Raw genomic sequence first — 21141 nt, forward strand, 5'->3', positions numbered from 1 at the left:
CATGGCCACCCAGGAGACTCTCGTCCTCGTCAAGCCCGACGGCGTCGCCCGCAACCTCACTGGCGAGATCCTGCGCCGCATCGAGGCGAAGGGATACTCCCTCGTCGACGTGAAGCTCGTCGAGGCAGACCGTGCGCTGCTCGCCGCGCACTACGCCGAGCACGAGGGCAAGCCGTTCTACGAGCCCCTCGTCGAGTTCATGGAGAGCGGACCGATCGTCGCCCTCCGCATCGCCGGTGACCGCGTCATCGAAGGGTTCCGCGCTCTCGCCGGCACCACCGACCCGACCACCGCTGCGCCCGGCACCATCCGCGGTGATCTCGGCCGCGACTGGGGACTGAAGGTGCAGCAGAACCTCGTGCACGGCTCCGACTCCGAGGAGTCGGCCACGCGCGAGCTCGGCCTCTGGTTCGCCTGACCTCAGGTGTGCTCCACCCGCGGTGTGCTCGATCCGATCGACCGCCTGCCTCTGACGGGAGTCGTCAGAGGTAGGCGAGCACGTCGAGGCGCACCTGCGCGATCACCGCGATCAGCAGGTAGCAGATCAGCGTGATGAACCCGCTCCAGCCGTAGGCGGCGCCGGCGACTCGGCGCACTCCGGCCGGCACCGGGTACACGCCCTCGCGGAGATTCCGGAGCGTCACCAGCCAGAAGCCGGGGATGACGACCGCCCAGGTGAGCATGCACCAGGGGCAGAGCGTCCCGAGCGCGAAGATGCTCGTCGCGACGAGCCAGCCGACGAACACGAGGGCCAGCAGGAACCCGAGGTTGAAGAACGCCCAGAACCAGCGATCGAACCGGGCGCCCGCAAGCAGACCGGCGCCCACCACGATCGGCGCAATCCACGTTGCGAGGCCGATGAGCGGGTTCGGGAAGCCGAAGACCGCCCCCTGCGCCGAGGTCAGGTTCGCGCTGCACTGCACCAGCAGGCTGAAGTCGCAGCCCAGGCTTGCACCGGGGTCCGTGAGCGCCGCGAACTTGTCAAGGGTGAGAGCGAAGGCGGCGGTCCAGCCGATCACGCCCAGGACGATCAGCAGGACGGCGAAGGTGACGGGGCGCTGCTGGGAGGGGGCGTCGCGCACCCCGAGATCGCTGGACACCGGGGGATTATGACACGCGTCGGACCAGCGCCTCTGGGAATGCGTGCGATAATCGGAGCCGTCGGTCCGGGAGATCCCGCATCGACGCGAAGAAGGTTTACCGGGCGAGTACCGGGCCACAGGAGATCGCCAGCGTTCCGCGAATGGACGCGCCGGATCTCCGCTCCGCCGGGAGACGACCGCAGGTCGCACCGCGGGGGAGCGCGTGTCGGATAGTCAGTTCCGAGAGTGCAGCTGCAACCGGAGTCACGCGCCACGAGAGCGACGGGACCGGGGGAGCGGAAGGATTCGCGTCGGGCTGAGGCCCCTCGCACGAGAGAAGCATCCGGGAAGACGACGCGGCGGACGACCCGGCCGAGGAGTGCACCAGGAATGGTGGAAGACAACAGTACGAGCGGATCCGATCCGGACCGCGACGAGCCCCGCAGCGGGGCCAGGAAGATCAGCCGCCTCTTCGGTGGCCGCCGGGCCACCCGGCGGACCGAGTCGAGCGCGCCAGTGACAGGGGAGACGATCATCGACAGCAACGAGACCGACCGGACCGCGATCGCGGGCGTCGGGCAGCCCGAATCGGGCAGTGCCGACCAGCCCGACACCGGAAGTGCCGACCAGCCCGACGCCGGAGGCGGGGTTGCCGCCGAGACCGGGAGTGCCGACCAGGACGGCAGCGCCGTTCAGGCGGGCGAGCCGTCAACGTCGACGGGCGCGGTGTTCGCTGATGCCCCGGCTCAGACCGCGGCGGCCGATCAGGAGGAGCCACGACGTCCCGCCCTGCCGAGTCCGTCGCTCCTGTTCCAGGCGCCGGTCCTCCCCGACTACGTCGAACTGGCCCCGCTGCCGCCCCGCGGTGCACCGCTGGGCGTTGAGGAGGAGCGCGAGCGTCCCTCCGAGGAGCAGGGCTCCGTTCGCCGCCGCTCGCGCCGTCGCAGCGGCGAAAGTGAGCGCTCGGGGTCCAATGACCCGGAGAACACCGTGGTCCGGGTCCGCCAGCCGCGCGAGCAGCGCGAGACGCGCGAGCCCGAACTCATCACCGAGCCTCAGCGGATCAAGGGCTCCACTCGCCTCGAGGCGAAGAAGCAGCGCCGCCGCGATGGCCGCGACGCCGGCCGCCGGCGCACGGTGGTCACCGAGTCCGAGTTCCTCGCCCGCCGCGAGGCCGTGGACCGTGTCATGGTGGTCCGCTCGAAGGAGGACAGCATCCGCATCGGCGTGCTGGAGGACGGTGTGCTCGCCGAGCACTACGTCGCCCGCTCGCAGGAGGCGTCGCTGATCGGCAACGTCTACCTCGGTCGCGTGCAGAATGTCCTGCCCAGCATGGAGGCCGCCTTCGTCGACATCGGACGTGGTCGCAACGCCGTGCTCTACTCCGGCGAGGTCGACTGGGACGCCGCGAACAACGCCGGTGGCCCGCGTCGCATCGAGCTGGCGCTCAAGCCCGGCGACCGCGTCCTCGTGCAGGTCTCGAAGGACCCCGTCGGCCACAAGGGCGCCCGGCTCACGAGCCAGATCTCCCTCCCCGGCCGCTACCTCGTCTACGTGCCCAACGGCTCGATGAACGGCATCTCGCGCAAGCTGCCCGACACGGAGCGCGCGCGCCTCAAGAAGATCCTGAAGGAGGTGCTCCCCGAGAACGTGGGCGTCATCGTGCGCACCGCCGCCGAGGGCGCCACGGAGGAGCAGCTGACCGTCGACGTCGAGCGCTTGACCGCGCAGTGGACCGCCCTCAGCACAAAGGCCGCAACCGGGCAGGCTCCCGCCCTCCTGCACAGCGAGCCCGACCTCCTGATCAAGATCGTCCGCGACGTCTTCAACGAGGACTTCGAGAAGATGGTGATCGCCGGCGAGGACGCCCGCGAAATCATCGAGCTCTACCTCAGCCAGGTCGCCCCCGACCTGCTCGAGCGTGTCGAGATCTATACCGGCGAGAAGGACGCGTTCGACGAGTTCCGGATCACCGAGCAGATCGAGAAGGCGCTGGAGCGCAAGGTCTGGTTGCCCAGCGGCGGCTCGCTCGTGATCGACCGCACCGAGGCGATGACGGTGGTGGACGTGAACACCGGCAAGTTCGTCGGCTCGGGCGGCAACCTCGAGGAGACCGTCACCAAGAACAACCTGGAGGCGGCCGAGGAGATCGTCCGTCAGCTGCGCCTGCGCGACATCGGCGGCATCATCGTCGTCGACTTCATCGACATGGTGCTCGAGTCCAACCGCGATCTCGTGCTCCGCCGTCTGGTCGAGTGCCTCAGCCGCGACCGCACCAAGCACCAGGTGGCCGAGGTCACCTCGCTCGGCCTTGTGCAGATGACCCGCAAGAAGTTGGGCCTGGGCCTGCTCGAGACCTTCAGCGAGAACTGCGAGGTCTGTGCCGGACGGGGCGTCATCGTCCATCACGACCCGGTCTTCAAGCACCGCTCCACCGCCGCTCCGCAGCAGGAGCAGCGCCGCCGCGGCAAGGGTGGCGAGCAGCAGCCCGCCGCCTCGGGCCGCTCGAACGGCGCGCAGAACGGCCAGGGCGCCTCGGCGACCAAGGCTGTGAGCACCCACGCCATCACCGACGACGCGAAGAACGCGCTCGCGCAGATCGCCGCGAGCACCATCCAGCCCCAGGCCGTGCGCCAGGCGGCGGAGGTGGCCGCGACACTTGTCGAGGACGCCACGGACGCGGTCGCGGCGGAGGCACCCGAGGAGATCACCGAGATCGCGCAGGAGCAGCCGACCGAGTCCAGTCGTCGCGGCGAGCGTCCCGCCCGGGGTGAGCGCCGCCGTCGCAGCCGCGATCGCGAGCCGCGCCCGGAGGTCGCCGAGGCGCCCGAGGCGCCGATCGAGGTCCCCGTCGAGGAGGAGGCCGCGCCGGCCGCTGCCGCGCCGATCCTCGATATCCCGATCGCTCCGCTCACGCCCCCGCGCCGGGTCCGCAGCGAGGTGGCCGAGCACCTGCTCGACTCCGTACTCGATGCGCTGCCTGCCCCGAAGCAGCCCGGTCAGGGCCGCGCCAGGAGCCGACGCGTCACCACGGCGGCCCTCACCGGAGTCGCGGTCATCCCCGAGCAGACCCCGCGCCGCGCCGACCAGTAGCGCGACGTGGCATCAGGAGGGCTCGGTAGTCGGCGACAGCCGACGCCGGGCCCTTTCGGCGTCCCGGTCGCGCCCACGGACGCGGAGCCCGCTCTCGCGCAGCCGCTCGACCAGCTCCCGCGCGCTGACCGTCACCGCTCCGGCGGCGACGAACTCGTCGATCCGCTCCTCGGGCACGTCGTAGTGATCCAGATCGAAGCCGCGCTCGGACACGCCGAGGCGGCGCGCGAAGTCGTGCAGCTCCTCCAGGGAGGCGTCGCTGACCAGGTGCGCCCAAAGCCGACCGTGGGCCGGCCAGCGCGCGGTATCCACGAGGATGGCCATTCCCCCATCGTAGGCGGCGCGCCGTCCGTTCATCCGTGTCGCGCTCGACTATCGTGACGGGGTCGCCGGTCGGGCGGACGCGGCTCCAGGGCTGTGCGCGTTTGACCGTGGAGCACGGATCCCGTACTCTTGACCGTTGGTGTGGCGCGCTCCATGTGCTCACGCAGATTTCCGTTGTCGCTCGGCCCCTCGCGGGGCGCGGGCCGCGGTGCCGGTTCCCTCGTGTCGTGAGGAGACGGGTACGAACCGGAAGACCGGGGCTCAGCCCCGTCCCTACAAGCCCCGGACGAGGCCTCCGCTCCGTCCAGATGAGAAACAGGTACGAGAAGTGGTTTACGCAGTTGTGCGCGCCGGCGGTCGGCAGGAGAAGGTCGAGGTCGGCACCATCGTGACGATGGACCGGGTCAAGGCCGACAAGAACGGCACCGTGCAGCTTCCTGCCGTGCTGCTCGTCGACGGCGAGTCGATCACCTCGGACGCGGCGACCCTCGCGGGCGTCACCGTCACCGCCGAGGTGCTCGAGGACCTCCGCGGTCCGAAGATCATCATCCAGAAGTTCAAGAACAAGACCGGTTACAAGAAGCGCCAGGGGCACCGTCAGGACCTCACGCGCGTCAAGGTCACCGGCATCAAGTAGTCCTGCACAAGAATTGAGCTGACCTGCCGGGCGAGCCATCGCTCAGCGGGGGATCAGCACGGGGCTGCGGCCCCCGGTCTCGAGGAGATGAGAAATGGCACACAAGAAGGGCGCGAGTTCCACTCGCAACGGTCGCGACTCGAACGCGCAGCGTCTCGGCGTCAAGCGCTTCGGCGGCCAGGTCGTGAACGCGGGCGAGATCATCGTCCGCCAGCGCGGCACGCACTTCCACCCCGGCGCGAATGTCGGACGCGGTGGCGACGACACTCTGTTCGCCCTCTCGGCGGGTGCTGTCGAGTTCGGCAGCAAGGGTGGCCGCAAGGTCGTCAACATCGTGGCGGCCGCCCAGTAGGGTCGACCTCCTCGGCCGCACAGGCACAGGACGCAAGGGGCGGGCTTCGGCTCGCCCCTTGCGCGTTTCTCGGGGCGCAGCCCCTCGGCGTCGGCATCTCGGCGCCCCTCGCACTCACGGACGGATTCACATCATGGTCACCTTCGTCGACAACGTCACGCTGCATCTGCGTGCCGGCCACGGCGGCAATGGCTGCGTCTCCGTCCGCCGCGAGAAGTTCAAACCGCTCGCCGGGCCCGACGGCGGCAACGGCGGTCACGGCGGCGACATCGTCCTCGTCGCCGACCCGCAGACGACGACACTGCTCGCCTACCACCGCCATCCGCACCGCAGCTCCGACAACGGCGGCCCCGGCATGGGCGACCACCGCGCAGGGGGCAACGGCGAGCTCCTGGAACTGCCCGTCCCGGTCGGCACAGTCGTGAAGTCGTCCGCCGGCGACGAGCTGATCGACATGGACGAGCCGGGCCTGCGGTTCGTCATCGCTCCGGGCGGGCAGGGCGGGCTCGGCAACGCGTCGCTGGCGACCACCAAGCGCAAGGCCCCCGGCTTCGCGCTGCTGGGAACGCCGGGTTGGGAGGGCGATGTCGTCCTTGAGCTGAAGACCGTCGCCGATGTGGCGCTGGTCGGATTCCCGTCGGCGGGCAAGTCGAGCCTGGTCGCGGCCATCTCGGCGGCCAAGCCCAAGATCGCCGACTACCCCTTCACTACCCTCGCCCCGAATCTCGGCGTGGTTCAGGCGGGGGAGTCGCGATTCACCGTCGCGGACGTCCCCGGATTGATCGAGGGTGCGAGCGAGGGCAAGGGCCTAGGCCTGGAGTTCCTGCGCCACGTCGAGCGCTGCACCGCGCTCGTCCACGTGCTCGACTGCGCCACGCTCGAGCCCGGCCGCGACCCGCTGACGGACCTCGACATCATCCTGGGCGAGCTCGCGGCGTACCCCGTCGGCGACGGACAGATTCCCCTGATCGAGCGCCCGCAGTTGATCGCCCTCAACAAGGTCGACGTTCCCGAGGCCCACGAACTGGCCGACTTCGTCCGGGCCGACCTCGAGAGCCGCGGCTACCGCGTGTTCGAGATCTCGGCGGTCAGCCACTCCGGGCTCCGTCAGCTCACCTTCGCCCTCGCTGAGATCGTCGAGAAGCACCGCCTGGAGCTTGCCGCCGTGCCGCGGGCCGAGCGGATCACGATCCGACCCCGCGCCGTGGACGAGAAAGACTTCGAGATCAAGGTCGAGGGCGGCTCGTACGGCAACGTCTACCGCGTGCTCGGCACGAAGCCCGTGCGCTGGGTCGCCCAGACCGACTTCACGAACGACGAGGCGGTCGGCTTCCTCGCCGACCGTCTGGCCAAGCTCGGAGTCGAGAACGGCCTGTTCACGGCGGGTGCGGTCGCCGGCTCCACGGTCGTCATCGGCCCAGGCGACGGCGTCGTCTTCGACTGGGAGCCCACCCTCACCTCGACGGCCGAGCTCATCACAGCGCCCCGTGGCACCGATGTCCGCCTGGACGAGAACCGGCGCAAGACCCGCAACGAGCGCCGCGAGGACTACTTCGAGCGGATGGACGCCAAGGCCCAGGCCCGGGCCGAACTCGAACGCGAGCGGCAGGGCGGCGTCTGGCGCGTCGCCGATGAGGACGACGGCACGGAGCACAACGAGCAGAGCTGACCCTGCCCTCGGGGTCGTCTGCGCCTACACTGGCCGGATGCCGCAGACGACCCCCGCCAGCAGTGCGCTGACCGAGCGGTTCGCCGCCTCCCGTGCAGCATCGCGCTCCCTCCGCAGCGCGACGACCGACCTCAAGAACCGGGCGCTGCTTGCTCTGGCCGACGCGCTGCGCGCCAGCGCCGAACGAGTCGTGCCGGCGAACGAGCTCGACCTCCAGCGCGGTCGGGAGAGCGGGATGAGCGCGGGACTGCAGGACCGCCTCCGCCTCGACGCCGCGCGCCTGGGCTCTCTCGCCGACGCCGTCGTCGCGGTCGCCGGGCTCACCGATCCGGTCGGGCAGACGGTGCGGGGAGCGAACCTGCCCAACGGAGCCTCGCTGACGCAGGTGCGCGTGCCCTTCGGAGTGGTCGGAGCGATCTACGAGGCCCGGCCCAACGTCACCATCGACATCGCCGCGCTCGCGCTCAAGAGCGGCAACGCCGTTGTCCTACGCGGGGGCACCGCCGCCGAGAACACGAACCGCGTCCTGGTCGAGCTGCTTCAGGAGGCGGTCGCCTCGGTAGGGCTTCCGGCCGAGCTGATCCAGAGCGTCGATGACCACGGCCGTGAAGGCGCGAAGGCGCTGATGCGCGCGCGGGGCTTTGTCGACGTGCTGGTGCCGAGGGGGAGCGCGGGGCTGATCGAATCCGTGGTGACGGAGTCGACGGTCCCCGTGATCGAGACGGGCGCCGGAGTGGTCCACGTCTTCCTCGATGCCAGCGCCGACGAGCAGTGGGCCCTCGACATCGTGCACAACGCGAAGGTCCAGCGCCCGAGCACCTGCAATGCCCTCGAGACCCTCCTCGTGCACCAGGACGCGGCGGAGCGCCTGCTGCCGCCGGTGCTCGGACGCCTCGCTGAGGCGGGCGTGACTGTGCACGGGGACGAGCGCGTCGTGGCTCTCTGGCCGGATGCCGTTCCGGCCACCGAGGAGGACTGGTCGGCCGAGTACTATTCGCTCGACCTCGCGGTCGCTGTGGTCGACGACCTCGATGCGGCGATGGCCCACATCGACCGCTACTCGACGCACCACACCGAGTCGATCGTGACCGAAGACCTCCGCAGCGCCGAGCGCTTCCTCGCTGAGGTCGACTCGGCCGTCGTGATGGTCAACGCGTCGACCCGCTTCACCGACGGCGGAGAGTTCGGCTTCGGCGCCGAGGTCGGCATCTCGACCCAGAAGCTCCACGCGCGGGGCCCGATGGGCCTGGCCGAGCTGACCAGCACAAAGTGGTTGTTGCGCGGCTCCGGTCAGGTTCGCCCCTGACCGACGCGGACGATTCGGCGCCCCGCGGCGTCCGGGTAGACTCGACGAAGCCCCGCCGGGGCGACCACGACCTCCAAGGAGCACTGCATGTCCCTCGCGACGACCGTCCTCGCCGAAGCAGCGGCCCATGCGGAGCTGCCGTTCCCCCCGATCGTCTTCGGGCTGATCGCCGCCGTCGCCTTTACGGCGCTCGGCTTCGTCACCTGGAGCTACCGCGATGTCGCAAACCGCCACTCGCACAAGACGGGTGCGGGCTCGAACGACCAGCACGGTCACGGTCACTAGGCGGGGAGCCCAGCGATCGTGACGTCCGCCGCGAGCGGAGGCCCGCGGCGTCCCCGTATCGGCGTGATGGGCGGCACCTTCGACCCGATCCACCACGGCCACCTGGTCGCCGCGTCCGAGGTGGCCCAGTCGTTCGACTTGGACGAGGTCGTCTTCGTCCCCACCGGTCAGCCGTGGCACAAAAAGACAGTCACCTCGGCCGAGCACCGCTACCTGATGACGGTCATCGCCACCGCATCGAACCCGAGCTTCACGGTCAGCCGCGTCGACGTCGATCGGGTCGGGACGACCTATACGATCGATACCCTGCGCGATATCCACACCGCGCATCCGGACGCCGAGCTCTTCTTCATCACCGGCGCGGACGCGGTCGCGCAGATCCTCAGCTGGAAGGATTACGACGAGCTGTGGGAGCTGGCTCACTTCGTCGCCGTCAGCCGACCGGGGCACGTCCTCAACGTTTCGGGATTGCCGGCCCAGGACGTATCCTTGTTGGAGATTCCGGCACTAGCGATTTCCTCGACGGACTGTCGGAGCCGCGTGAACCGGGGTCATCCGGTCTGGTACCTGGTTCCCGACGGTGTCGTCCAGTACATCTCGAAGCACCACCTGTATCGGAGTACGTCATGACAGTTCAGCCCGAGGAGAAGCCGCTCACCCGGCGCGAGATCCGCGAGCGCGAGAGGCGCGAGGCCGGCGCGGCCCCTGCTGCCGTCGCTGCGACGACCTCTCGTCGAGCTGCCACGGCCTCCGTCACCACCGCCGGCGACATGCCGGTGCTCACTCCGACTCAGGCCCTGAGGATCACACCCGTCGACCCGGGCCCCGCGAGCGAACCCGACCTGCGCACCTCCTCGACGGAGATCGTCGCCACCGAGAACGCGACCGGCCGGCCGCTGACCCGTCGCGAGCTGCGCGCCCTGCTGGCGCAGCAGCAGGCCGCGAAGGTTGCGGCGACGCCGGAGGCCGAGCCGTCGGCTCTCGCCGGTCGGGAGCGGTCCAGCGAGGTCGAGGACGCGCTCGAGCGCGCGTCGGCGCTTCCGCCGACGGGCGCAGTGGCCGTGGTCGAGGCCGCCGACGAGTCGCGCGACGCCGAGCCGGTCCCCGAGATCGAGGACGCCGCCACCGAGGGGGGCGTGCCCGAGGCCGCCGAGACGGCTGCGCCGCTCGAGGAGTCGGAGGCGTCCGACGATGCCGCGCCTCCTTCGACCGAGTCCGATGACCCCGCGCCCGAGGAGCCGACGGCGACCAGCGGGCTCGAGGAGCCGGCCGGTGCGTCGTCCTCGTCCGACACGCCGGAGGAGCAGGACGGGCCGGCGCCTGCGGAGGAGCCGGAGCCTGCGGGTCAGACCGTGGATGAACCCGCGCCTGAGCCCGAGCAGCCGCATCTCAACACCGCCCTGTTCGCCTCGGTCGGCGGCTCGCTCGACATCGTCGACGAGAAGGCGACCGAGATCACCGGCAGCTTCGAACCGCCGATCGAGCACCTCGCCATCACCGAGGAGTTGGACAGCAAGTCGAAGGAGGAGGTGGACGCCTCGTTCGACTCCCTCATTGCGAGCGGAGTCGCCGCCACCGGCGCCGTCACGACGACCAACGCGCTGATCCTGCCGACCACCGGCCCCGCCACCTCCATCGGAACCGACTCGGGCGAGATCCTCGTCACCGGATCGTTCGACCTCCCGCGAAGCCTCGGCTCCACGGGGCAGCACCCGAACCTCTACGACTCGCCCGACGTCGACCGCTACGTCGACCGCATCGACCGCGAGCAGCCCGCTGGCGAGTCCGAGCCGGTCCGTGCCTCCAGCGCCGTGTCGACTCACGCCGCGGGAACCTCCATGATCGCGCCGCAGAAACGCGCCGGCATCAGCGTCCCGGTCGTTCTCGCGATCACCGCCGCCGTCCTCCTGGTCGCCTCGATCGCGCTGTTCATCGGTGGCTTCGTGCTCAACATCTTCTGACCTCCACCACCAACACTGAAGGCTTCATGACTGCTACCGACTCCGCCCGCGCCCTGCTCCAGCTCGCGGCCACCGCCGCCGACTCCAAGGGCGGAGAGGACCTCGTCGCCCTCGATGTCTCGGGACCGCTGCCGCTCGTCGACATCTTCCTCCTCGCCACCGGCCGCTCCGAGCGAAACGTGGTCGCCATTGCGAACGAGGTGGAGGATCGCCTGAACGAGTCCGGTGCCAAGCTCCTGCGTCGCGAGGGCCGTGCGGAGGGGCGCTGGATCCTGCTCGACTTCGGAGACCTGGTCGTGCACGTCTTCCACGAAGAGGACCGGATGTACTACTCGCTGGAGCGCCTGTGGAAGGACTGCCCGACGGTGCCGTTCACGATCGACCGGACGGCCGCCGTCGAGGCGACGACGCCCTCGACCTGACGAACACGCCCGGCGACAGCGGTCGATTTCCCTTCGCGCCGTTCATGTTGTAATTTATTCGAGTTGCTTCCGCCGGGCGGAAAAGGCAAGAGAAACGGTCGATCACGATCAGCGATCGAGTAAAAATCGTACGGCGTACGGGTCCGTGGCGCAGCTGGTAGCGCACCTGCATGGCATGCAGGGGGTCAGGGGTTCGAATCCCCTCGGATCCACCGAACAGGTCCGCACTCCTCCGGGAGTGCGGACCTTCGTCGTATCCGGGGCGACCCGCTCGGTTGGGCTCCGTTCGGATCCTTCCCCGTCAGGTCACCCCGTCAGGTCACCTCGTCGGGCAGGCTCGTCATGCTGCGCCGTTAGGCCGCCCGCGGTCCCACCGGCTCCACGTGGGCACCGCAGCCGGTCAGGAACGTTGAGAGTTCCCCCCAGGCGTCCTCCGCGATGGTGGTGTGGGGACGCCGCGCGAGGTCGGCCAGTGCATCCGTCAGCTCCTCCGCGCCGGTGACGATTCGGGTCCGCACCGAGCCGGCGCCCTGCCATGCGGGAGCGTAGGTCGTGACGTCCGGGTGGCTGTAGAGGACCGCGGTATCGAACCACGGAGTCGGCAGTCCCTGCTCGGCGAGGTGGTCCTTCAAGCGGGCAGCCTGTGTCCGGACGTGCAGGGCGGGGACCCGGTGCTCGAGGTGCGTCCTGACCGTCCACTGCGCCGCGGTGTCCGGAGCGATCTGGACGGCGAACGCATCGGGCAGCGCGTCCTCGTCCATGAGCACGCCGTAGGACGGGTGCACAGTACCGGGCCGAACGCCGTCGAAGACCACCCCCTGCCAGTACTTGGCCTCGATGATGATCGCTCCGTGCCGGGTCAGCAGGAGGTGATCGATCTGGGCGAGGAAGCGCCGCGTCGTTCGGGCATCAGCCGGCACGAAGACGACATTCGTAGCGAGCAGGCCGGACAAACCCGCCGCGAGGCAGGCCTCGCGGATCAACCGGTGCGAGACGGCCTCTCCCTTCCAGGTCTTCGCGAGTGCTCTCCGACTCTGCTCGGCCTCCTCACGCACCGTCTGGAGCTCGACCTGCCTCTCCTCGAGCTCCGCCTCGTGCGTGCGGGACACAGCGTCGAGATGATCCCGGTGGCCCTGCTGGAGCTGCGCGGAGGAGCGCTCGTTCTCCTCCGCGGCTCTGCGCGCGTCGACCGCCGCCGCCGCACGCCGCCTTCGTCCGAGCAGAATCGTGATCACGAGGGTCAGGGTCAGCACGGCCGTTACGGCCCAGGGCAGTGTCTCGTTCATGCCGCCAGGCAATCACGGACCACCGACCACGCGCCCGTGGCGCTCGATAACGCGCCGACCCGGCGGATCGGCCAGGCGGCATCCTCGCCACCTTCAAGCGGGCCGTGCGGGTGACGCCCTTCACGCCGTCGAGACCGAGCACCGCGCTGGGCGCCCCTACCCTGGACACATGCCCACTCTGCGCGACGTCCACGCCGTCATCGATCGTCTCTGGCCCGAGGCGGCTGCCGAGAGCTGGGACGCTCCCGGACTGGTGACGGGTGACCCCGCCGCCTCCGTCGAACGCATTCTGCTGACCGTCGATGTCGTCTCGGACACCGTCGCCGAAGCGGTCGACGGCGGCTTCCAGCTGCTGATCGCGCACCACCCGCTGCTGTTGCGCGGAGTCACCTCGATTGCGGAGGACGGCTACAAGGGGCGCCTGCTCGCCGAGCTGATCCGCAGCGGCTGCGCCCTCGTGTCGGCCCACACGAACGCCGACATCGTGACCGACGGCGTCTCGGATGTCATCGCGACGCGGCTCGGCCTGACCGGCGCCACACCGCTGGTCCCCGGCTCCGACCCCTCCGTCGGGCTGGGGCGTGTCGGCGACCTGCCGGAGGAGGTCACCCTCGGCCGTCTCGCCGCGGCGGTCGCCGACCTCCTGCCCGCCACGGCCGGGGGAGTGCGGGTCGCGGGCGGCTACGAGAGCCCGGTGCGCCGCGTCTCGCTCTGCGCAGGAGCGGGGGACTCGCTCCTGGACGCCCCCGCGGTCCGCACGAGCGACGTCTTCATCACCGCCGACCTCCGGCACCACCCGGCCTCGGAGGCCCGTGAGAAGGCTCTGCACGGGACAGGCCCCGCGCTCATCGACGTCTCGCACTGGGCGAGTGAGTGGCTGTGGCTCGACGTCGCCGCGGCCGCTCTGCGCGAGGCCCTCCCCACGGTGACCGTCGAGGTGAGCGAGACCCGTACCGACCCGTGGGATTTCGCGATCGTGCACTGAGCTGCCGCGGGCACGGGAGAATGGACGCGGCGCGCCCACCCTGCGTGCCGGGAACGAGGACCGCCACGTGAAAGCCAGCCCCGCACACCAGCGCGAACTCCTGACTCTGGCGAGTCTGGACACGAGGGGAGCACAGCTGCGCCACGCGCTCGCGACGCTTCCGCAGATCGCGCGGATCCAGGCGATGCAGGCCCGTGACAACGAGACCCGTCGCGGCCTCGCCGAGCGCACCGGGCGCCTCGAAGACGTGCGCACCGAACTCGGCCGCATCGAGTCTGACGTCAGCGTCGTCGAGAAGCGCCTCACGCGCGACCGGGACCGCCTGCAGACCGCATCTGCCGCGAAGGACATCGCCGCGCTCGAGAGCGAGATCTCCTCCTTGGTGAAACGCCGGGGCGACCTGGAGGACATCGAGCTGACGCTGATGGAGCGCATCGAGGGCATCGAAGCCGAGGTCGCCGCCGCTCGAGCCGAGCGCGACGAGGTCATCGCCTCGCTCACCACTCTCGCCGAGGAGCGCGACGCGCAGGCCGAGAAGCTCCGCGACAAGCAGGAGGCGCTGGCCCGCGACCGCGCCGATCTCGTCACGACGCTCCCAGAGGATCTCGTCGAGCTCTACGACAAGCAGCGCGCCCGCTATGGCGTCGGAGCGGCACTGCTGCGCGGCAAGGTGTCCGAGGGCAGCGGAGTCGCGCTCACCGAGTCGGATCTGTCCTGGATCCGCGCTTCTGCACCGGACGAGGTTGTCCTCTGCCCCGATAGCGGCTGCATCCTGGTGCGCGGCGAAGAGTCGACGCTCGCCTGAGCCGTACACTGGACGGGCGAACGGGTCGGCAAGACGGTCGCGTCACCGCGGCGAGAGCCCGGTGCCGAGGAACGTCCGGGCTCCGCAGAGCAGGGCGGTGGGTAACACCCACCCGGGGCGACCCGCGAGACAGTGCCACAGAGAACAGACCGCCGCAGGCTTCGGTCGGCGGTAAGGGTGAAACGGTGGTGTAAGAGACCACCAGGGGCCGGAGTGATCCGGTCCGCTCGGTAAACCTCGCCCGGAGCAAGGTCAGACAGAGGACGATGCGGCTGCTCGTCGGGTCCTCGGGTAGACCGCTGGAGGGTCACGGCAACGTGGCTCCGAGAGAGATGGCCGTCCAGCGCCCGCCGAGAGGCGCGGCGTGAACAGAACCCGGCGTATCAGCCGACCCCTTCGCCATGAGATGCCCCGCCCCGGCGGGGCATCTCATGCCCGTGCCGCCTTCCGCGTACGGCGGTCTCGAAACGCCGCCGGGTACTCCGACCAGCACGTCCCCCGCGCGTCGCAGCCCCACCATCAGCGGCCGCCGCCCGTAGCCGACCGCGACCCGCTCTACGAAACGCACCACCCTGGCACGCCAACCGCGCCGCGGCGGGCGGGGACCGCCGCGGACAACAACTCAGCCCGCGAGGGCTGCCGCGCCGAGTATGCCGGCGTTGTTGCGTAGCGCGGCGGGGATGATCGGCGTGCGCAGATCGAGTAGCGGCAGGAATTCCTCGTGGTGTTTGGAGATGCCGCCGCCGACGATGAAGAGGTCGGGCCAGAGGAGCGCCTCGAGGTGGGAGTAGTAGCGCTGGAGTCGCTTCGCCCAGTGCTTGTAGTCGAGGTCGTCGCGCTCCTTGGCGGCGAATGACGCCTTCTTCTCGTAGTCTCCGCCGTGGATCTCGAGGTGGCCGAGCTCTGCGTTGGGGATGAGGGTCCCGTCGTGGATCTGCGCCGTGCCGATTCCCGTGCCGAGGGTGGTCATGATGACCAGGCCCTTGGTGTCCTTCGCCGCTCCGAAGCGGGATTCGGCGTAGCCCGCCGCGTCGGCGTCGTTGACGAAGAAGATGTTCCGGTTGAGCGCGTCTTCGAACAGCTTCTCGGCCTCGAGGCCGATCCATTCGTCCGAGACGTTGGCCGCCGACATCGTGCGGCCGTGGACGACGACGGCCGGGAAGCAGATGCCGACCGGGGTGTCCGAGGGGAGGTCCGGAATGTGCTCGAGGATCTGCTGAACGGTGGCGACGATGTCCTTCGGCTTTCCGCCGTCGGGGGTGGCGAGCTTCATCCTGTCGCTGAGCAGTGTGCCCGCGGCCAGGTCGACCGAAGCCCCCTTAATGCCCGTTCCCCCGATGTCGATCCCGATGGCGGTCGCCGCAGCAGTCATAGTCGCCATGCTAGCGAAGGGCGAGTGGTTCGGCCCGAAGCGGGGTCCAGCGTAGGATCGCGCGCATGGCTGACGGCGACGCGAATTCCTGGTGGTACAACCTCACGGCCGGCACGGTGGAGCAGGGCTTCGTATCCCCCTCCGTCGACCGGGTCGGACCTTTCTCCTCACGCGAGGAGGCGGCGCATGCTCTGGAGCGGCTGCGCGAGAACAGCCGGAAGTGGGCCGAGGAGGACGCTGCCGAGGACCGCTAGGCGCGGCTATTCGTAGCTGTGCTCGGCGCCGGGGTAGGCACCGGACTCGACGTCCTCCCGGTAGGCGGTTACGGCTCCGGTCAGTACTCCCCGCAGGTCGGCATACTGCTTGACGAAACGGGGGATGCGACCAGTGGTGAAGCCTGCGAAGTCGGTCCACACGAGGAGCTGGCCATCCACATCGGGTCCCGCACCGACTCCGATCGTCGGGATCCGTAGCTCCTGGGTGACCTGCCGCGCCGCATCAGCCGGAACCATCTCGAGGACGACGGCGAAGGCGCCCGCCTCCTGGACGGCATGCGCGTCGGCGAGCAGCTGCTCGAGCCCCTCGCCACGGCCCTGGACCATGTGCCCGCCGAGCCCGTGCTCGCTCTGCGGCGTGAAGCCGATGTGCGCCATGACGGGGATGCCCGCCTCGACGATGCGGCGGATCTGCTCGGCCGAGCGCACTCCACCCTCGAGCTTCACCGCGTGCGCGTGCGTCTCCTTCATGAAGCGGAAAGCCGTGTGCAGCGCGTCGTCGGGCCCGGACTCGTACGAGCCGAAGGGCATATCGGCAACGACGAAGGCACGCTCCACGGCCCCAGCGACAGCACGCGCCAGGGGGATCAGCTCATCGACGGTCACGGGGAGCGTCGTGTCGTAGCCGAGTACGGTATTGCCGGCGGAGTCACCGACGAGGAGGAAGTCGATCCCGGCCTCGTCGAAAATCTTCGCCGTCAGCTGGTCGTAGCTCGTCAGCCCGGTGATGCGGACACCGGAGTCCTTCGCGGTCTGGAAGTGGCGGGTTCGAACGCGTTTGGCGGGCTGCGCGGGCATGGGCGCCAGTCTACGGCGCGCCTGCAGCGCCCCGCGGGCCCCGGTCGAAGGCAGTAGCCTGAGGGTCGAAACAGGAGGGGTCTGGATGGACAAGCAACGGGACTTCGTTCTTCGCACCATTGAAGAGCGAGGGATCAAATTCGTTCGCCTCTGGTTCACCGATGTCGTCGGCACGCTCAAGTCGGTCGCCATCGCGCCGGCCGAGGTCGAGGGCGCGTTCGCGGAGGGCCTCGGCTTCGACGGTTCCGCGATCGAGGGCCTCACCCGCTCGTTCGAGGCGGACGTCCTGGCGCACCCCGACCCCTCGACGTTCCAGATCCTGCCGTGGCGCGGAGAGATCGACCCGACGGCGCGGATGTTCTGCGACATCACGACGCCCGACGGTCAGCCCGCCGTCGCCGATCCGCGCAACGTGCTCAAGCGCACGCTGGCGAAGGCGGCTGAGCGCGGGTTCACGTTCTACACGCACCCCGAGATCGAGTTCTATCTGCTGAAGTCGTCGTCGTTCGGCGCCGAGGGGCCGGAGCCGGTCGACTCCGCCGGGTACTTCGACAACGTCCCCGGAGGCACGGCGCACGACTTCCGGCGGCGCTCCGTGCGGATGCTGGAGGACTTGGGTATCTCGGTCGAGTTCAGCCACCACGAGGCGGGACCCGGTCAGAACGAGATCGACCTCCGCTACGCCGATGCGCTCACGACGGCCGACAACATCATGACCTTCCGCACGGTTATTAAGGAGGTGGCGATCGAGCAGGGCGTGTACGCGACCTTCATGCCCAAGCCGCTCTCCGGGCACCCCGGCTCGGGCATGCACACCCACCTGTCACTCTTCGAGGGCGACGTGAACGTGTTCTACGAGCAGGGCGCCCAGTACCAGCTGTCCAAGCTCGGCCGGCAGTTCATCGCGGGCTTGCTCAAGCACGCCCCCGAGATCACCGCGGTGACCAACCAGTTCGTCAACTCCTACAAGCGCCTCTGGGGCGGAGACGAAGCGCCGAGCTACGTCTCGTGGGGCCACAACAACCGCTCCGCCCTCGTGCGAGTGCCGCTGTACAAGCCGAACAAGGGCCAGTCCTCGCGCATCGAGTACCGTGCCCTCGACTCCGCGGCGAACCCCTACCTCGCCTACTCGCTGCTCCTGGCCGCCGGGTTGAAGGGCATTGAGGAGGGCTACGAGCTCCCCGCCGAGGCCGAGGACAACGTCTGGGCGCTCTCGGACGCGGAGCGCCGTGCACTCGGCTACGGGGCCCTGCCCGCGAGTTTGGACCGCGCCATCTCGCTGATGGAGGAGTCGGAGCTGGTCGCGGAGACGCTGGGCGAGCAGGTGTTCAACTTCGTGCTGCTCAACAAGCGGAAGGACTGGGCCGAGTATCGCGCCCAGGTCACTCCGTACGAGCTGCGCAGCAACCTCGAGATGCTCTGACCTCTCGGCCATGCCCCGGGAACGCTCTCTGCGCGATGTCGCTCGCCTCGGCTTCGCCGCGCTCGGCGAGACCGGAGCGCGGCTGGCCGAGGCGGAGCTGCTGGCGGGTCGGCAGCTCGAGTCCGTACTGCCCTCCTTTGCTCGCGTGGCCGATCCGGACGAGGCTCTGCTCGCACTGATCGACATGCTGCGGCGGAACCGCGATCGGATGGACGCGGTCCTCGCCGACGATGAGGCTCTGACGCGCCTGCTGCTGGTGGTCGGGGCCTCCTCCGGGCTCTCCGACTTCCTGCAGCGGCGTCCCGAGGAGCTCGCGAGCATCCTGGAGCCGGTCCGGACTCTTTCCGGCCGCGCCGAGATGAGGGCCGAGCTGCTGGATTCGGTCGGCGCGATCGACGGCTTCTCGACGCTTCGGGAGGAGGCGGGGTGGACCGCGCTGCGCGTGCGGTACCGACGCCTGCTCACCCGGATCGTGGTGCACGACCTCAGCCAAGCCGATCCGGTTTCGGCGATCGACCGGGTGACACGCGCGCTAGCCGACCTCGCCGGCGCGGCGTTGGAGGCCTCGCTCGCCGTGGCGCGGAGCGAGCTGGTCGGCGGCGCAGGCCCCGGACATGTCGGCCGGGACGAGGTGGCGGCCACCCGCTTCGCCGTGATCGGCATGGGCAAGGCCGGCGCCTCCGAGCTCAACTACGTCAGCGACGTCGATGTGATCTTCGTGGCCGAGGGCGACCCGGAGCGCGGGCTCTCGAACGCGCGCGCGATCGACATCGCCACCCGGCTCGCCGTTCTACTGATGCGCGGCACGTCCGCCCTGGCGATGGAGCCGGAGCTGTGGGAGGTCGACCCGAACCTCCGGCCGGAGGGAAAGCAGGGTGCCCTCGTGCGCACCCTCGAGTCCCACATCGCCTACTACGACCGCTGGGCGAAGAGCTGGGAGTTCCAGGCGCTCCTCAAGGCGCGTCCGCTCGCCGGCGATCTGGAGCTCGGTCGGGCGTACGTCGATGCGGTAGCGCCGAAAGTGTGGTCGAGCGCCTCCCGTGAGAACTTCGTCGAGTCGGTCCAGCGGATGCGCGAGCGAGTCACCGCGAACATCCCGCAGAACGATGTCCACTACCAGATCAAGCTCGGGCCTGGCGGGCTGCGCGACATCGAGTTCACGGTGCAGCTGCTGCAACTCGTGCACGGGCAGACCGACGACGAGATCCACATGCCCGGCACTCTGCTCGCCCTGGGAGCACTCGCCGAGCGCGGCTACATCGGCCGCGCCGCTGCGGAGGAGTTCGCGCAGGACTACCGCGCGCTGCGCCTCCTGGAGCACCGCGTGCAACTGCGGCGCCTGCGTCGAACGCATCTCATGCCCCGCGACGAGCACGAACTCCGCACCCTCGCCCGCTCCAGCGGCCTCGCTCGCACGGCGGAGGAACTGCTGAGCGTCTGGAACGGCATCAAGAACCGCGTTCGCGGCCTGCACGAGCGTCTGTTCTACCGCCCGCTCCTCTCGGCCGTTGCCGCACTCTCCGACGGGGGAACCGAGCTCTCCACCGGCCAGGCGGAGGCGCGCCTCGCCGCCATCGGCTTCGCGGACGCCCGGGGGGCACTGGGCCACATTGCCGCGATGACCTCGGGCGTCTCGCGCCGCGCGAGCATCCAGCGCCACCTCGTTCCGGTGATGTTGCAGTGGTTCGCGGACGGCCCGGACCCTGACTACGGACTGCTCGCGTTCCGTCGGCTCAGCGACGTCCTCGGCGGTACGCCCTGGTTCCTCCGCATGCTGCGCGACTCCTCGGGCGCCGCGAAGCGCCTGACGACGGTGCTCTCGGGATCGCGTTTCGTCGGTGAACTCCTCGACCGGATCCCGGAGTCGGCCGCGTGGCTCGAGGACGACGACGCTGTACGCCCGCGAAACGCCGCCCAGCTGGGCGAGGAGGTCCGCGCCGTGCTCGCCCGCCACGACAGCGCCGACGCGGTGGCCTCCGTCCTGCGTTCGATGCGCAGGCGGGAGGTACTGCGGACAGCAATGGGCGGCATACTGGGGCTCAGCACCATCGACGAGATCGCGACGAGCCTCACCGACATCATCAGCGCCCTGCTGACCGGGGTGCTCGCTGCCATTCGCCGCGACAGCGACACGCGGCCCGGCTCCCAGGCCGAGTTCGCGATCATCGGCATGGGGCGCTACGGAGGAGCGGAGCTCGGCTTCGGCTCGGACGCCGACGTCATGTACGTGCAGCGACCAGGGACAGCCGAACCGCACCAGGCGCAGCTGTACTCCCAGTTCGTTGTCGCGGAGCTGGTGCGGTTGACCGAGGACTCGCGCCTCCCGCTGGACCTCGACGCCGACCTGCGCCCCGAAGGCAAGAACGGGCCGCTCGTGCGCTCTCTCGACTCGTACCGGGCCTACTATGCCCGTTGGTCGCTGACGTGGGAGGCGCAGGCGTTGCTGCGAGCCAGGGGAGTGGCAGGCGACCAGGCGCTGATCGACGACTTCACGGAGCTGGCCGACGGCGTTCGCTATCCCGCCGAGATCTCGGACCGCGACATCCGCGAGGTGAAGCGGATCAAGGCTCGCGTCGAGAGCGAGCGCCTGCCGCAGGGCGCCGATCCCCGCCGACACCTCAAACTCGGCCGCGGATCGCTGAGCGACGTGGAGTGGCTGGTGCAGCTCCTCCAGCTGCAGCACGCGCGCTCCTTGCCGCCCCTCCGGACCACGTCGACCCTCGTAGCGCTGGCGGTGGCGGAGGAGGAGGGCTTGATCGGCGGCCAGGATGCGAAGCGACTCCGCGCGGCCTGGATCCTCGCCTCCCGCGTCCGCTCGGGCACCACGCTCTGGGGGAACCGTACGAGCGACGTCCTCCCTACCGATCGCCGCCAGCTCGAGGGCGTCGCGCGCCTGCTGGAGTACCCGGCCGGCTCCGCGACGGCCCTGGAGGACGACTATCTCGGCGTAACCCGCCGAGCCCGCGCGGTCTTCGAGCGGCTGTTCTACGGGCCAGCCGCGGGGGACTCTCCGACCCACCGCTGACGCCTGCCTCCGAGAACGGCGAAGGGCCGCTCCTCCGAAAA

20 protein-coding genes, 1 tRNA gene and 1 other RNA gene are annotated in these 21141 nt (G+C 69.8%); 17 read left to right on the forward strand and 5 right to left on the reverse strand.

The window, feature by feature from the left end; genetic code table 11:
• Position 1: 1 nt before the first annotated feature.
• Positions 2-418, forward strand: a complete 417-nt coding sequence (ndk, locus tag C5D07_RS10720) for a nucleoside-diphosphate kinase (RefSeq protein ID WP_104259335.1) — start codon at positions 2-4, stop codon at positions 416-418.
• Between the two features lie 64 nt (positions 419-482).
• Here ndk and C5D07_RS10725 read toward each other — a convergent pair whose 3' ends face one another.
• A complete protein-coding gene (locus C5D07_RS10725) occupies positions 483-1100 on the reverse strand; it encodes a vitamin K epoxide reductase family protein (RefSeq protein WP_237358255.1) in 618 nt (205 codons plus the stop codon).
• A 372-nt stretch (positions 1101-1472) separates the two neighbouring features.
• On the opposite strand from C5D07_RS10725, the gene C5D07_RS10730 reads away from it, so the two are divergent.
• A complete protein-coding gene (locus C5D07_RS10730; RefSeq protein ID WP_104259336.1) occupies positions 1473-4175 on the forward strand; it encodes an Rne/Rng family ribonuclease in 2703 nt (900 codons plus the stop codon).
• A gap of 12 nt (positions 4176-4187) precedes the next feature.
• Here C5D07_RS10730 and C5D07_RS10735 read toward each other — a convergent pair whose 3' ends face one another.
• Positions 4188-4499 (reverse strand): DUF4031 domain-containing protein, encoded by a 312-nt coding sequence (locus tag C5D07_RS10735; protein WP_068253264.1) that lies wholly within the window; start codon positions 4497-4499, stop codon positions 4188-4190.
• Between the two features lie 328 nt (positions 4500-4827).
• On the opposite strand from C5D07_RS10735, the gene rplU reads away from it, so the two are divergent.
• The 9 genes from rplU (at position 4828) to C5D07_RS10780 (ending at position 11343) form a co-directional block, all read left to right on the forward strand.
• The gene (rplU, locus tag C5D07_RS10740) at positions 4828-5136 is read left to right on the forward strand and encodes a 50S ribosomal protein L21 (RefSeq protein WP_068209104.1); all 309 of its coding nucleotides are present in this window, start codon (positions 4828-4830) and stop codon (positions 5134-5136) included.
• Between the two features lie 94 nt (positions 5137-5230).
• Positions 5231-5488, forward strand: a complete 258-nt coding sequence (gene rpmA, locus C5D07_RS10745; RefSeq protein WP_068209107.1) for a 50S ribosomal protein L27 — start codon at positions 5231-5233, stop codon at positions 5486-5488.
• Between the two features lie 133 nt (positions 5489-5621).
• Positions 5622-7157 carry a GTPase ObgE gene (gene obgE / locus C5D07_RS10750; protein WP_104259337.1) on the forward strand — a complete coding sequence of 512 codons (1536 nt, stop codon included), beginning with the start codon at positions 5622-5624 and terminating at the stop codon, positions 7155-7157.
• A 37-nt stretch (positions 7158-7194) separates the two neighbouring features.
• On the forward strand, positions 7195-8463 hold the full coding sequence (locus C5D07_RS10755) for a glutamate-5-semialdehyde dehydrogenase (RefSeq protein ID WP_104259338.1): 1269 nt from the start codon (positions 7195-7197) through the stop codon (positions 8461-8463).
• 87 nt (positions 8464-8550) lie between these two features.
• On the forward strand, positions 8551-8748 hold the full coding sequence (locus C5D07_RS10760) for a hypothetical protein (protein ID WP_068253257.1): 198 nt from the start codon (positions 8551-8553) through the stop codon (positions 8746-8748).
• Positions 8749-8766: 18 nt separating this feature from the next.
• On the forward strand, positions 8767-9378 hold the full coding sequence (gene nadD, locus C5D07_RS10765) for a nicotinate-nucleotide adenylyltransferase (RefSeq protein ID WP_084415875.1): 612 nt from the start codon (positions 8767-8769) through the stop codon (positions 9376-9378).
• On the forward strand, positions 9375-10709 hold the full coding sequence (locus C5D07_RS10770) for a hypothetical protein (RefSeq protein WP_104259339.1): 1335 nt from the start codon (positions 9375-9377) through the stop codon (positions 10707-10709). The genes nadD and C5D07_RS10770 overlap by 4 nt, the downstream gene beginning before the upstream one ends.
• A gap of 26 nt (positions 10710-10735) precedes the next feature.
• Positions 10736-11131 carry a ribosome silencing factor gene (rsfS, locus tag C5D07_RS10775; RefSeq protein ID WP_068253252.1) on the forward strand — a complete coding sequence of 132 codons (396 nt, stop codon included), beginning with the start codon at positions 10736-10738 and terminating at the stop codon, positions 11129-11131.
• A gap of 139 nt (positions 11132-11270) precedes the next feature.
• Positions 11271-11343 (forward strand) — tRNA-Ala (locus C5D07_RS10780).
• 141 nt (positions 11344-11484) lie between these two features.
• Here the strand turns inward: C5D07_RS10780 and C5D07_RS10785 are convergent.
• On the reverse strand, positions 11485-12417 hold the full coding sequence (locus C5D07_RS10785; RefSeq protein WP_104259340.1) for a nuclease-related domain-containing protein: 933 nt from the start codon (positions 12415-12417) through the stop codon (positions 11485-11487).
• Between the two features lie 169 nt (positions 12418-12586).
• On the opposite strand from C5D07_RS10785, the gene C5D07_RS10790 reads away from it, so the two are divergent.
• The 3 genes from C5D07_RS10790 (at position 12587) to rnpB (ending at position 14606) form a co-directional block, all read left to right on the forward strand.
• Positions 12587-13402 carry a Nif3-like dinuclear metal center hexameric protein gene (locus C5D07_RS10790; RefSeq protein ID WP_104259341.1) on the forward strand — a complete coding sequence of 272 codons (816 nt, stop codon included), beginning with the start codon at positions 12587-12589 and terminating at the stop codon, positions 13400-13402.
• 67 nt (positions 13403-13469) lie between these two features.
• Positions 13470-14207 carry a zinc ribbon domain-containing protein gene (locus tag C5D07_RS10795; RefSeq protein WP_104259342.1) on the forward strand — a complete coding sequence of 246 codons (738 nt, stop codon included), beginning with the start codon at positions 13470-13472 and terminating at the stop codon, positions 14205-14207.
• Positions 14208-14228: 21 nt separating this feature from the next.
• An RNA gene (gene rnpB, locus C5D07_RS10800) (RNase P RNA component class A) lies at positions 14229-14606 on the forward strand.
• 223 nt (positions 14607-14829) lie between these two features.
• Here the strand turns inward: rnpB and ppgK are convergent.
• Entirely contained in the window at positions 14830-15579 is a 750-nt protein-coding gene (ppgK, locus tag C5D07_RS10805) for a polyphosphate--glucose phosphotransferase (protein WP_068253244.1), read from the reverse strand.
• 65 nt (positions 15580-15644) lie between these two features.
• Between ppgK and C5D07_RS10810 the strand changes: the two genes are divergently transcribed.
• Entirely contained in the window at positions 15645-15833 is a 189-nt protein-coding gene (locus C5D07_RS10810; RefSeq protein WP_068253242.1) for an SPOR domain-containing protein, read from the forward strand.
• A 6-nt stretch (positions 15834-15839) separates the two neighbouring features.
• On the opposite strand, the gene panB is transcribed toward C5D07_RS10810, so the two are convergent.
• Entirely contained in the window at positions 15840-16652 is an 813-nt protein-coding gene (gene panB / locus C5D07_RS10815; protein ID WP_068253239.1) for a 3-methyl-2-oxobutanoate hydroxymethyltransferase, read from the reverse strand.
• Positions 16653-16737: 85 nt separating this feature from the next.
• On the opposite strand from panB, the gene C5D07_RS10820 reads away from it, so the two are divergent.
• Entirely contained in the window at positions 16738-18075 is a 1338-nt protein-coding gene (locus tag C5D07_RS10820; RefSeq protein WP_068253236.1) for a glutamine synthetase family protein, read from the forward strand.
• A 10-nt stretch (positions 18076-18085) separates the two neighbouring features.
• On the forward strand, positions 18086-21100 hold the full coding sequence (locus C5D07_RS10825; RefSeq protein WP_104259343.1) for a bifunctional [glutamine synthetase] adenylyltransferase/[glutamine synthetase]-adenylyl-L-tyrosine phosphorylase: 3015 nt from the start codon (positions 18086-18088) through the stop codon (positions 21098-21100).
• Positions 21101-21141 lie beyond the last annotated feature (41 nt).

The sequence above is a fragment of the Rathayibacter tritici genome (assembly GCF_002932875.1).
In the GTDB taxonomy this organism is placed as follows: Bacteria; Actinomycetota; Actinomycetes; order Actinomycetales; family Microbacteriaceae; genus Rathayibacter; species Rathayibacter tritici.